General features: G+C 70.7%; 7 protein-coding genes. All 7 read left to right on the forward strand.

Annotated features, from left to right (window positions below; genetic code table 11):
• Positions 1-164: 164 nt before the first annotated feature.
• The 7 genes from ACFYQ5_RS12530 to ACFYQ5_RS12560 all read left to right on the forward strand — a co-directional run bounded on the left by ACFYQ5_RS12530 (position 165) and on the right by ACFYQ5_RS12560 (position 13,754).
• On the forward strand, positions 165-356 hold the full coding sequence (locus ACFYQ5_RS12530) for a hypothetical protein (RefSeq protein ID WP_389196795.1): 192 nt from the start codon (positions 165-167) through the stop codon (positions 354-356).
• 271 nt (positions 357-627) lie between these two features.
• Entirely contained in the window at positions 628-1,107 is a 480-nt protein-coding gene (locus tag ACFYQ5_RS12535; protein WP_389196797.1) for an ATP-binding protein, read from the forward strand.
• A gap of 70 nt (positions 1,108-1,177) precedes the next feature.
• On the forward strand, positions 1,178-2,437 hold the full coding sequence (locus ACFYQ5_RS12540; protein ID WP_389196799.1) for a DUF262 domain-containing protein: 1,260 nt from the start codon (positions 1,178-1,180) through the stop codon (positions 2,435-2,437).
• The gene (locus tag ACFYQ5_RS12545) at positions 2,430-3,614 is read left to right on the forward strand and encodes a DUF3696 domain-containing protein (RefSeq protein ID WP_389196801.1); all 1,185 of its coding nucleotides are present in this window, start codon (positions 2,430-2,432) and stop codon (positions 3,612-3,614) included. The genes ACFYQ5_RS12540 and ACFYQ5_RS12545 overlap by 8 nt, the downstream gene beginning before the upstream one ends.
• A 73-nt stretch (positions 3,615-3,687) precedes the next feature.
• A complete protein-coding gene (locus tag ACFYQ5_RS12550; protein ID WP_389196803.1) occupies positions 3,688-4,635 on the forward strand; it encodes a hypothetical protein in 948 nt (315 codons plus the stop codon).
• A 111-nt stretch (positions 4,636-4,746) separates the two neighbouring features.
• Positions 4,747-11,502, forward strand: a complete 6,756-nt coding sequence (locus ACFYQ5_RS12555) for a DEAD/DEAH box helicase (protein WP_389196805.1) — start codon at positions 4,747-4,749, stop codon at positions 11,500-11,502.
• Between the two features lie 11 nt (positions 11,503-11,513).
• Positions 11,514-13,754: a UvrD-helicase domain-containing protein gene (locus ACFYQ5_RS12560; RefSeq protein ID WP_389196903.1), complete on the forward strand. Its 2,241-nt coding sequence runs from the start codon at positions 11,514-11,516 to the stop codon at positions 13,752-13,754.
• The last annotated feature ends 50 nt before the right edge of the window (positions 13,755-13,804 follow it).

Genomic DNA, 13,804 nt, shown 5'->3' on the forward strand with positions numbered 1-13,804 from the left:
CAACCGACATCATCGAACCCCGCCGAGTTGAGATCAACTGCGCATGGCGAATTGAGCCACGCCCACCTCGCAGACCGGGTGGGATCGGCAGGGGCGGCCGAGGTTCGGCCGGGCCCGGCGTCAACCCCGCATGGCAGGCGTGGCTCCGACAACGCTCCGGAATCATGGAGTTCCGTGAACCCGAGGCACCCGGCTACGACCGCCGCCACGCCCGCCTCGACGCAGGGGACCGGTGGGCGGAGATCGCCGACCACTACGAGACCGACCCCGACGACGCCCTCGACCTCCACGGCACCCGTCTGTCCTGCTACGCCGTCAGACGTGGCTCGGTGAACTGGGAGAAGCAGGGCCGGTGAAGCAACTACCGCGCGTGCCCCGGCAGCGGAGTCGGCGGTGGTCCGTGGCCCGAGGCGGAGAGCGGATCCGACACCGCCCGGAGTGGAGATGCGGTCCGCCCGGAGCCGGGGACTTGCCGCGCGGTGCAACGGTGGGCTCAATAACCCTATGACAGGAGTTGCTGACGCGTCGGAGCGTTCGCGCTCTGCACCCGCCACGCATCCGTACGCCCGCTCACCGTACGACCCGCTGATCTGGAGACCCGTGCCGGTCCGCGGCACCGTGGTCCTCATGACCACCCCCGCCACCCCCACGGCTCCCAGCGGCCTGCCACTGCGTGCCGCCCACACGTTCACCCAACGCTTCAGCTCCACCCCACGCGGCGCCAGGCTCGCCCGGCGTCTGGCCGTGCTCCATCTCGACCGGTGGGGCATTCCGCTCGGCGGCGAGCTGTCCGATACGGCTGCCCTGGTAGTCGCCGAGCTGGCGGCCAACGCCGTGACGCACGGCCGCGTTCCGGGGCGGGACTTCGAGCTGGTGCTGACCCGCGCCCCCGGGGCCGTCCTGCGGATCGAGGTGTCAGACATGCGCGGCGAGCGGAAGCCGCCCGCACCGGGAGAGCTCGGCGACCCAGGGGCGGCCGAGGACTCGGGCCGTGGGCTGCTCCTTGTGGAGGCACTGGCCGACCGCTGGTCGGTGCACGACAGAGTGCCAGTGGGGAAGACCGTACGGGCGGAGTTCGACCTGCCGTGGCGTCCGCAGCGTCGGTGAGCCACCGCCTCTATAGGCTGGTCCGGGCGGCGACGCACAGCGGGACGGCGAGGGACGGCGGGGTAACGGTATGGACGAGCTGGAGGACAGCGGCTTCCGGCGGCCGACGGGACGGGAACGCACCGTCGGCTACCAGCGGTACGTCGCCGACTGGGAGACGGATCCGATCCCGGGCGTGCACAACCCCCTCGAAATCGGCTCCGACGGCTTACCGACCGGCATCGAGCTGGAACAGCCGGCCGACGAGACCGACTCGCAGACCGGGGTGTTCCCGTTCGAGCCGGAGAGCATCAAGATCGAGACCCAGGCCAGCACGGTCGATCTGCTGCTGTCCCGGCTCCGGGAGGAGATGATCGACCTGGCGCCGGACTTCCAGCGCCGGGCCGGCATCTGGAGCGACGTCCAGCAGAGCAGGCTCATCGAGTCGCTCCTGCTGCGCATCCCGATCTCGTCGTTCCACATGGCCCAGGACGAGGACGACAACTGGGCGGTCGTCGACGGCATCCAGCGGCTCACCTCGATCGCACGCTTCATGGCCCCGGAGGCCGTCGGCATGGACCCGCTGACCCTGCGCGGGCTGGACTACCTGCACGACTTCACCGGCAAGCGCTACAACGACCTGAGCGGCCGGCTGCGCATCCGGCTGCGCGAGACCCAGCTCGTCGTGCACATCATCCAGCAGGGCACGCCCGAGGACGTCACGTTCAACATCTTCGCCCGGATCAACACCGGTGGCATGCCGCTGACCCGCCAGGAGATCCGGCACGCGCTCGTCAAGGGAGACGCCCGGGTGTTCCTCGCCGACCTGGCCGAGGAGCCGGCCTTCGGCGAGGCCACCGGCTGGAGCATCTCCAACGAGCGGATGTCCGACCGGGAGATGGTGCTGCGCTTCCTCGCCTTCCGGCTGTCGGTGCCGGCGGACTACCGACAGCGAGACTTCGACCAGTTCCTGGTCGACACCATGCATCGCGTCAACCGGCTGTCACCGCAACAACGACAGGACGAGGCACGGCAGTTCCGCGAAGCCATGAAGTGTGCCACCGGAATCTTCGGGGAGTACGCGTTCCGGAAATGGCGGGGGCAGGCCCGCAAGTCGCCCATCAACAAGGCCCTTTTCGAGACAGTGGCCGTCAATCTCGCGAACTTGGCCGATCATGAGCGTGACGCGCTGGTAGCGTCCGGTGACAAGGTCCGCGCGGGGTTCTTCGACCTCATGAAGGACTGGGACTTCGACCGGGCCATCTCCATCGCCACCGGCGATCCGAAGAAGGTGCAGCGGCGGTTCGAGGACATGGGCAAGCTCTTCCGGGGGGTACTGAGCAGTGATTGAACGGCTGACGCTGACCAATTTCAAGGCGTTCCAGCACGCGGAGTTAGCCCTCGCGCCCCTCACGCTGCTCACCGGGCTGAACTCCTCCGGCAAGAGCAGCGTCCTCCAGGCCCTGGCCCTGCTCCACCAGTCGCACACTGCGGGGGACCTCGACCACGCGGGGACACTGGCCCTGGAGATCGCCGGGGGCAGACCCCACCGGACGCGGCACGACAACGGCTTCCTGCTCAACGGCGAGCTCGTCACCATCGGCGTCGGGCAGGACGTCCTGCACGAGGACTTCACCGGGGACGAACCCGCGATCACCCTCGCCGTCAGCGAAGGCGCCTACCGCTACTCCTGGACCGTCGGATACGCCCCCGAGCAGAATCTGCTCCCCCTGACCTCCGTCGAGCTGCCCCTCACCGAGGGCGCCGACCGGCCGGCCGGTGACGCGGCGACCGTTCCCGGCTACTTCACCGGCGGCTTCCAGTACCTCCACGCCGACCGGATCACCCCGTCCGAGCGCTACCCCCGGGACCACCACATGGTGATCGGGCGCGGGTTCCTCGGCGTACGGGGCGAACACACCGTCAACTACCTCCGGCACCACGCTCGTGACGCTGTCCCCGACGGTCCGATGCGCCATCCGAAGGCGGCCTCACACCGGCTTCTCGACCAGGTCAACGCCTGGATGGGCGATCTCTGCCCCGGGGTCGACCTGCAGGCCGAGCCCATCGAGGGCACGGACGCGGTCCGCCTGTCGTACGGCTTCCCGGACGGCCTTTCCACGACCAGGCGCCGCCCCACGAATGTCGGCTTCGGCCTGACGTACGCCCTGCCGATCGTCGTCGCCTGCCTGACCGCCACGCCCGGTGCGCTGGTGCTGCTGGAGAACCCCGAGGCTCACCTCCACCCGCACGGCCAGACACGGATGGCGGCGCTCGCCGCCGCCTCCGCGGCGCAGGGCGCGCAACTGGTGGTCGAGTCCCACAGCGACCACGTCCTCAACGGGATGAGACTCGCGGTCAAGGAGGGCGTCCTCGCCCCCGGACAGGCCGCCGTCCACTACTTCCGCCGCGAAGGCGGGGACACGCGGGTGATCACCCCCCGGATCGACGAGGACGGGCTGATCGACCAGTGGCCGAACGGCTTCTTCGATGAGCTGGAGAACACGCTCGACCAGCTGCTCGACTGAGGAGTCTGACCCGAGCACGTACACCACGACCGGCACCGGGGCGGGGCCGGGCACCATCGCGGAGGGGCCACACATGCCGCTGCTGTTCCTGAACGAGATCTCCTGCGGTACCGGCTGCGAGCCGGCACACGCGGACCGGGCCATGACGGAATTCGCCCGGACGACCCGGGCCGTGGCGAAGGAGGACCAGACACCGACCGTGCTCGTCAGCGCGGTGGAGCTCAAGTCCTTGCAGATCGCCGAGGGGTACCCGATCGGGAAGTGGGCCGGGAACCCCCGCAACAGGGACGCCTGGGTCCGGCTGCGGCAGATGCAGAACAAGTCGCCCTTCAAGGTGGCCTTCCCGCAGGAGAAGGAGCCGTACGACGTCGAGTACCGGCACGAGGGGATCCGGGCCGACGGGATCGGCGCCGCGCACCTGCTCGACGGGCTGGCCGTGTCCTTACCTGTCGCGGCCCGCTGGGACACCTCGTCGCTGCGGGTGGAGCGCGAGCAGCTCGTCGGCGCGGACGACGGCGGCACGGACACCGAGAGCGGCGAGGTCGAGGTACGGCACCTCTCGGCACGGGACCACGTCGAAGACCATCTGACGTGGATCCGCGAGCGCGCCGCATGGCTGATCAGGACCGGACTCGCCGACGTACACAGCGGTGCGACGCTGTGGGAGAAGCGGGCCGGACTGTTCCCGCGACTGGGCTTCCTGCCCCATGTGGAGCAGCAGGTGCAGGCGTTGCTCCCGGTCCAGCTGCCCGTCGTCCTCAGGCGGCTCGCCGAACTGGACAAGGCCGTCACGGACTGGGACCCGGACACCCGTCCGGAAGGCCCCCTGTGGCCCGGCTCCACGCGCCCCGAACACCAGCAGCGCCGCAGGCTGTGCTGGTTCACGGATCTGGACGGGACGCAGCAGCTCTTCGACCTGCACACCGACTTTCCGCCCAAGCCCGGCAGGCTGCACTTCCGTCTCGTACCGGAGACGAGGAAGGTGCACGTCGCCCACATCGGCAGGAAGCTCGGCGTCTGACGGCGGCGCGCACCATGCGGCGGGACGGGAGTGTCCGGGCCGCCGCCTGATCCGGGAACCGGCCCGGCCGTTACCGTTGGCGTCCCGGAACCACTGAAGAAGGAGGGGCGCGTGCGACCGACTCTCGCCGCCGAACAGGTACGGGGCAGCCTCGGCCAGTACCTCTCGACGACGTACGCGCTGGCCGACGAAGCCACCCGCAGCGCCTTGGAGCACTTCCTCGCCGACGCGGACGACGGCATCTTCCGCGGCCCCTACCTGAGGATCCGCACCCCGTTCCGAGCGGCCCAGGACGACGGCTGGCAGAAACACCTGACCTGGTGGCCGCGCCCCTTCCGGCCTCACCGGCACCAGGAACAGGCCTGGGAGCGGCTGTCCACCCTGCACGGACCTGCCGAACCGACGCTCGTCACCACCGGGACCGGATCCGGCAAGACCGAGTCCTTCCTCGTCCCCCTCATCGACCACTGCCTGCGTGAGCGGCAGGCGGGCCGGGAGGGCGTCAAGGCCGTCCTGCTCTACCCGATGAACGCGCTCGCCACCGATCAGGCGAACCGCATCAACGCGTACCTGGCCGGTGACGACCGGCTGAAGGGCACGGTCCGGGCCGGCCTCTACATCGGGGACACGGCCTCGCAGGAGTTCAAGCAGTCCGTCCCCGAGGTCGCCGTCGACCGGGACGAGATCCGGCGCACGCGGCCCGACATCCTCATCACCAACTACAAGATGCTCGACCTGCTGGTGCAACGCCCCGAGGACCAGCGACTGTGGGAGGGCTCCTCCCTCGCCTACGTGGTCCTGGACGAGTTCCACACGTACGACGGTGCGCAGGGCACCGATGTCGCGATGCTGCTGCGGCGGCTCGGCGCCGTCACGGGGCTCGCCGAACCCGGCCGGCCGCTCGGCCCGGTGTGCCCGGTCGCCACGTCCGCGACCCTCGGTGAAGGCGGCAGCGACGCCTCCGGCACCGCCATGCTCGCCGTGGCCGAACAGGTCTTCGGCGTACCGTTCCCCCCCGACGCCGTCGTCGCCGAGGACCGGCAGAGCATCAAGGACTTCGCCGGGGAGACCGACTTCTCACTGCCCTTCCCCTCCCCGCACGACGTGCTGGAGCACGGCGACCCCACCCGCGACGACGACGCCGCCGACCGGCTGATGGCGGCCTTCACCCATGAAAGCGGGCTGACCCCCGGGCAGTTGGGGGAGCGGTTGCGCAGCCACCGCTTGACCGCCGCCGTGCTGGAGATCCTGGACGGCGCTCCCCGCACCATGGCCGACGTACTGGAGGGGCTGCCCCGGTACGCCTACCACTGGGGCATGGCCGTCCAGCAGCGGCCCGAGGTGGCCGCCGGCGCCCTCGCCCGCTACATCGCGCTCCTGTCCATGGCCCGCGACCCGAAGGATCCCGAGCGGCCCCTGCTGTCGATCGAGATCCACCACTGGGTGCGCTCCGTGTCCCGGGTCCTGCGCGGAGTCGGCCCCGCACGGGCCGAGTTCCGCTGGGACGACGAACGCGTCAAGCCCCGCGGCAAGCCGGTGCCCGAGTCCAGGACCGGTTCCGACCCTGGGGCGGCGCTCCCCGAACCCGCCGACGAACGGCCGGCCGAGCCCGGTGACGACAGCGCCCCGCGTCCGGCCCAGACCTTCCTGCCGGCGATCTTCTGCCGGGAATGCGGTCGTTCCGGCTGGGCGGCGTTCTCCCCGGAGGCCGACCCCGCCACGCTGGAGCTGGACGCGGCCCGGATCCGCCTCGCCTCGATGGGACGGGACAAGCGCCGGGTCCGCAACATGATCGCGGCGACCGGCGCCGAAGCGTTCACGACCGCCTTCGCCCGGGAACCCGTCCGCAGCGGCTCCACCGTCATGCGCTTCGAAGGGGGTTCCGGGCGCCTCGTCCCGCTGTCGCCCGAGACGGATTTCGAACCCAGGCACGGGGACTCCGGCACCCCCCGCTCACCGAAGTCCCTGCACGACGCCGCGCTCGTCGTCGTCGACCTGTCCGGTGACCGGGCGGCCGAGGGGGACCAGTGCCCCGCCTGCCGCACCGTCAACAGCATCCGATACCTGGGCACCGGACTGGCCGCACTCGCCGCCGCCTCCCTGACTCAGCTCTTCACAGGCGGCGAGCTCCTCAAGGAACTGGGGGAGAACAAGACCCTCCTGTTCAACGACTCCGTCCAGGACGCCGCCCATCGCGCCGGTTACGTCGCCAGCCGCTCGTACACCTTCTCGCTGCGTTCCCTGATCGCCCGGCGCATCGACGAGGACACCCCCATCGCGCTGAACGACCTCGCGGCGGACATCATCGAGGAGGTCGCCGAACGGCAGGACGTACGGGCCGCCGTCATCCCACCCGACCTCCATGTCGTCAAGGGCGTCGACACCCTCCTGTCGGAACGCAGCCGAGGCTCCAAAGCGACCTGGGAGCTGATCGCCCAACGGCTCGCCTTCGCCACGACCCTGGAGTTCGGGCTCCGCTCCCGTCAGGGTCGCACCCTCGAACTCACCCGCACCGTCGCCGCCGACGTACCCCTGCCGGACCCCGACGCGGTGGCGGCCCTCGTGTGGGAGGTCCTGCGCACCACACCCGGTGACATCGCCCTCCCCGACGGCTCCACACCCGGACCCGAGCGCCTGGTCGGCTTCGTCCGGGGCCTCCTGGAGCGGCTGAGGACCCGGGGCGCCATCCGGCACCGGTGGCTCGACGACTGGATCGATCAGGCCGGAGTGCGCCGCTGGCCCATCTGGGGCGGCCGCGCCCCCGGTATGCCCGCCTTTCCTCCCGGCGTCTCCGCCCCCTCCTTCCTGCTCGGCAGCCCCAAACAGGGCAGCGACGACTTCGACGTACTGACCGGACGGCTCGGCTGGTACCAGGACTGGGCCGTCCGTGCCCTGGGGCTGCGCCGGGAAGCCGCCGGCGACTTCCTCCTGCGGCTGCTGCCCGCCCTAGCCGACCTGGACGTGCTGTCCGTGCGCACCGCGACCGACGGCAGCACCCGTGTCTACGGGCTCCAGCCCGGCCACATCCAGGTCCGCAAGCTCGCCGACGACGTCGTCGCGGACGCCACCGTGCACTGCGAGGACTGCTCCTGGCAGCAGGTCGCCCACCCCGACGTGGCCGACCGGTGGTATGGCCAGCCCTGCCCCCGCTATCGCTGTGGCGGCACCCTGCGCACCGGCCGTGACACCGGAGCAGGCCTGCGGCAAAGGGACTTCACCGAGGACTTCTACCGGCGTATGTACCGCGAGGCCGGGGTCTTCACCATCAACACGGCCGAGCACACCGGCACCCTGGGCCGCGCCGAGCGGGAAGCGGTGGAGAAGGCGTTCCGGGCCGGTGTGCGGTCCCACTACGCCAATCCGCAGGTCCTCTCCTGCACGCCCACCCTCGAACTCGGCATCGACATCGGCGACCTCTCGGCCGTCGTCCTCGCCTCCCTCCCCAAGGGCCCCGCCAACTACGTACAGCGAGTGGGTCGTGCGGGCCGTTCCACCGGCAACGCCTACCTGCTCACCATGGTCGACCGGGGGCCGCGCGACCGGTACTACCTCGACGACCCGACCCTGATGATCGCCGGCGACATCCAGCCTCCCGGCTGCTTCCTGTCCGCCGTCGCGATCCTGCGCCGCCAGTACCTCGCCCATCTCCTCGACCTCGCCGGCGCCGGGAAACTGAGCACACCGGACGCCGAGGGAACGGTCCATCCGCTGCCCCGACTGGCCACCGCGCTCTTCGGCCCCTACGGATGGCTCGACGACTTCAAGGCCGCCGCCCTCGCGGACGGAGCACGGCTCGTCGAGACCTTCCTGAGTCTGCTGCCGCCGTACGACGAGGAGCACGGCACCGGAGTCAGCCCCGAAGCCGCCACCGCCCTGCGTACGTTCGCCACCGGCACGATCCAGGCTGCGGGCGACGACGAGACCCTCACCGCCGCCCTGGGCCAGGCAGCGGCCCGCTGGGCGGAGCGCCGTGGCGAGATGCAGCGGCGTCTCACCGCCATCGACCGGGCGAACGCCGAACTCGTCGCGGGCGACCCCGAACACCAGCGCCGTTCTCGCGAACTGCGCGCGGAACGCCGCGCAGTCGCGCGGCGCGCCGGCGAGATCGCCCGGGACACCGCGCACAACGCCCTCGTCGACTTCGGCCTGCTCCCCAACTACAGCCTCGCCGACTCCGTCACCGAGCTCGAAGCCACCCTCACCTGGCGGGAGACGGGCGACGACGGCCAGGAGACCTACGAGAGCAAGGTGCTGCGCTACGAACGCTCCGCCAAACTCGCCCTCACCGACCTGGCGCCGGGCAATCACTACTACGTCCAGGGCTACCGCCACCACATCACGGGGCTCGACATCGGCAGCCCGCAACGCCCCGCCTGGCGCTGGTGGCGGGTCTGCCCCGACTGCGGACACGTCCGCGAGGAGAACGCCCGGCAGGACACCTCGCGCTGTCCGCGCTGCCATTCGCGCGCCATCGGTGACACCGGCTGCCTCCACCGGGTCCTGGAACCCCACCGGGTGCACTCCCGTGACGTGCGCGACGACGTCCGGGTCCGCGACGACACGGAGGAGCGGCGCCGTCGGCACTACACGACCGTGGCCGCCGTCGACATCCCCCGCGACAAGGTCGACCAGGCGTGGGAGCACGAGAGCGCGGTGTTCGGCTGGGAGTTCAGCCGGCAGGCGACCATCCGGCACATCAACACCGGTGCCTCCCGCGTCGAACCCGGAGCCGCGTCCGGGGACGCCTTCGCCGGGAAGGAGGTCCGCCTCAACCCCTTCTGGGTGTGCGAGTCCTGCGGCTTCGCCGACGCGGACGGCGGCCCGGCGCAGCAGGACGCGCTCGTACCGGTGAAGACCTCCTCGTACCACCGGCCCTGGTGCCCCCGGGTCCGGGACACCGCGCCGGAGGGCCAGGGAAACGGCGGCGTACGGGTGCTGCTCGCACACCGGTTGCGCACCGAGGCCCTGCGCATCCTGATCCCCGCCGTCACCGCCCAGACCCAGGAACGACTGGTCTCCTTCAAGGCGGCCCTGCTCGCGGGTATCGCCCGCAGTTACGGCGGTGACCCCGACCACCTGGCGGTCGTCGCCGACTCCATGCCCGCCGGGGAGGGCGGTGACGCCGACATCCGGCGCCACTTCCTGGTCCTGTACGACACGCTCCCGGGCGGCACCGGCTACCTGCACCGCCTCGCCGACCGGGACGGGCTGCGCGGTGTCCTGGAACTGGCCCGGCAGACCATTCAGACGTGTGCCTGCGTCAAGGAGAACCGGCCGGTCTGCCACCGCTGCCTCCTCCGGCACGTGGGCGACAGCGAGTACGCGATGGTCTCGCGCGACGAGGCCCTCGACATGCTCGGTGAGCTCTTCGGCGAGACCGGGGAGGACTGGAAGGTCAAGAAGGCCACCACCACCCAGGAGATCAGCCTCGTCCCCCAGTTGGAGAGCGAACTCGAAGCGCTGTTCCGGCGTGGGTTGCTCGCCTGGGCCGAGAAGGTCGACGAGGTGAGCGTCCGCACGGCGCACCGGCCGGACGGCGAGCACGCCACCGTGCTGCGGTTCACCGCACCCGACGGCACCGTCAGCGGGTGGCAGATGGAGACCCAGACCGACCTCGGTTTCACCCGCCCCGACGTGGTCTTCCGTTCCCTCGACGACGACAGGCGACGCGTCGCCGTCTATCTCGACGGCTATCGCTACCACGCGAGCCCCACGCACAACGAGATCGCGGGCGATGCGGCCAAGCGCACCCGGCTGCGCGCCGAACAGGGCTGGCAGGTGTTCCAGTTCACCTGGGACGACGTACAGGCGTGGACGGGACGCGGACCTGTGCCCACCGACCCGGTCTGGCACCCCTACCAGAACACCGCGCAGAGGACGGCGCTCGACGTCCACCGGCGCCTGCACGGTGGTGACACCCGTGACCTGCCGCGCCACGTCTGGGCCAACCCCGTCGAACTGCTCATCGGCTATCTGACCCGCCCGCACGCATCGCTGTGGCGCGCCTGCGCCCAGAGCGCGCTCGCCGGCTTCGCCGCCGTGTCCGCGACCAGCCGGGCGCTGGCGGACGGGCCGGCCGTAGCCGAACGCATCGGCGACGCGCTCGCAGGGAAGCGGCTCACGGGCGGGAAGGGCGCCGTCCAGATCATGGCCACCCAGGACGCGTCCGGCTGCCCGCTGACGGTCGCACTCGACCTGCGGCAGGGGCAGGCAGGAGCCGCGTGGAGCGCCCTCGCCGTCCTCGACGACAGCGCGGCGGCCGTCGGTGGCGACGAGCGCGCCCATCGCAGGCGCTGGCGGGCGTGGCTGTACTGGACGAACCTGCTGCAGTTCCTCAACGACGGCGAAGGCGACGGCATCCAGCTGGCAGCGAGCAGCCTGGCCGGATTCGACCCGCTCGAACTCGCCGTCACCGGTGGCGCGGGATGGCTCACCACCCAGCACCGGATCCACGAGCCGGCGGAGGGGACCACGGCAGCCGCCGCTACGGCAGCCCCTGCCACAGCTCCGCGCGACGAGGCGTGGAACGAGGTCATCGAGTACCTCGTCGAAGATCCCGGCCTGCCCGCTCTCGCCGCCGCCCTGGCCGACCGAGGCATCCCCGCACCCCGGGCCGGGTACGAACTCGGTGACGCCGCCTGGCCCGCGGAACTGGCTTGGCCACACCTCCGCGTCGGCGTGGTACTGGCCCACCGCACCGGCTTGGACGGTGCCGTCGACCAGGACGCGGTCGACCGCGACGAGGCATACCGGCACGCGGGCTGGGTGGTCCGCACCGCCACCGAGTGGGACGTACGGGAACTGGGCGACATCCTGTCCGCTCCGCCCGCACACGACCCGAACCACGACGAGGAGCACGACCGATGAACAGCCCCCCCGTGCCTGCCGAAGGCGCCACACTGCGTCTGCTCGACAAGGCGGACCGGGAGATCGCCAAGCTCGACCAGAGGACGCTGGGGGCGGTGTACGGCTTCCAGCGCGACTTCCGGAAAGCTCCCCGGTCCGGGGGCTTCGACCTCCGGCAGCACACGGACGACGGACGCCTCTGGTCCGCGCGGGTCGACAGGCAGGACCCCACCTACCGCGCGTTGCTCCTGCGCCTGACGGACGACGACTGGCTGCTCGTCTCCGTCAAGCACCGTGAGCACATCGACGAGCACGTCGACCGGCTCGCGTACGGCATCAACCGCATCACCGGGGCGATCGACTACGTCGACCTCAAGGACGTCGCGGACGCGGTTCGCCAGGAGCCGGCGTCCGTACCGGACAGCCCACGCCCGCTGTTCGCCGACTTCAGCGCCGACCAACTCGCCGGGCTCGGGGTCGCCGAGCCGCTCATCTCCATCGTCCTGAAACTGACCACCGACGACGAGGTCCGGGGCCTCGCCACGTATGCCCCCCGCCACACCGCGGAAGTCCTCCTCCGGCTGCGGGACGGCACACCGTACGAACTGGTCAGGGAACAGGTCACCGAGCCCGTGGCCGTCGCCGCGGCGGACGGTGCCGTCGAGCCGGACGACTGGCAGGCGGCCGGTGAACGCTCACCGGCCATGGTCATCACTGACGACGAATCACTGCAGAGCATCATCGAGGAAGGTGACTTCGGCCGCTGGAAGATCTTCCTGCACCCGACGCAGCGCAAGCTGGTGGACCGTACGTACAAGGGTGCTGCCAAGGTCGGCGGCGGCCCCGGGACGGGTAAGACCATCGTGGCGCTCCACCGGGTCAAGCACCTGGTCGACCGACTGCCCCCCGGGCACAGCAAACCGGTCCTGTTCACCACGTTCAACAAGAACCTCGCGGCCGACCTGCGCGCGAGACTGCTGTCTCTCGGAGGCATCGACACGCTGGCCCGTGTGGAGATCGTGCACGTCGACCAGTTGGCGACCCGGGTCGTCCGGGAGGCCGACCCCGGCAGTGCCAAGCGGCGCATCGACGACGGCCAGGCCCTGCGCGAATGGCGGCAGATGCTGGTCGAGGCGGGCGAGGGACGCTGGGAGGCCGAATTCCTGAGCGACGAGTGGAACCAGGTGGTCCTCGGCCAGGCCGCGCATACCCGTTCCGACTACTTCCAGGCCCGTCGGGCGGGACGCGGACGCAGTGTGAACCGCGCCGAACGAGCCCAGATCTGGCAGCTCACGGAACGCTTCACCCAGCGTCTGGACCTCAAAGGCCTCGAGACGCACCGGCAGGTCGCCGAACGGGCGGCCCGGCTGGAGATCGCCCGCAAGGCGAAGATCGACGAGGCACAGCGGACGAAGGACGACAACGGCGGCCTCGGCAACATCCACGTCGAATCCGGCTCCGGCGCCTGGCTGCGCTACCGCTACCGGCACGTCGTCGTCGACGAAGCGCAGGACCTGAGCCCCGCGCACTGGAAGATGCTGCGGGCCATGGTCCCCACCGGCCCTGACGACATCTTCCTCGTCGGCGACACCCACCAGCGCATCTACGACAACCAGGTCACCCTCGGCAGCCTCGGCATCAACATTCGTGGCAGGTCGGCCAGACTCACCCTCAGCTACCGCACGACCCGCGAGATCCTGGGCTCCGCGCTCGGCGTACTGGAAGGAACGGAGTACGACGACCTCGACGGCGGAACCGATGCCCTGTCGGGGTACCGCTCCGTGCTGCACGGCCTTCGACCCACTCTCCGGTCAGCCGGGAGCTGGCAGGAGGAGCTGGACCTGGTGGCCGACCAGGTGCTCGCGTGGCACGACGTCCCTCGCGAATCGGTGGCGGTCTGCGTCCCCACGAACGACATGGTCACCGAGGTCGCCTACCGGCTGAAGCAGCGGGGCATCGAGCCTACCGAGATCACCCCCGACGGGCCGAAGAAGCCCGAGGGGGTGCACATCGGCACCATGTACCGCTTCAAGGGCCTGGAATACCAGCGCATGATCATCGCCGGTGTTTCCGAGGGCCTGGTTCCCCGGGCTTCCGTCGACCAGTGGGAGAAGACCGACCGCACCCGCCACAAGCGCGAGCTCCAACGCGCCCGCTCGCTGCTATTCGTTGCGGTGACCCGTGCGCGGGACGCCCTCGTGGTCTCGTGGAACGGAGAAGCGAGTCGTTTCCTGACGCCCTTGAGGGCGGCTGCCGCCGATCGGAACCGGTGACCGCCGCGCCGCAGGACGTTGGAGGGGGACCGCACACCCGGACGGAAGCT

This window comes from Streptomyces sp. NPDC005794 (assembly GCF_042871445.1).
Lineage (GTDB): Bacteria > Actinomycetota > Actinomycetes > Streptomycetales > Streptomycetaceae > Streptomyces.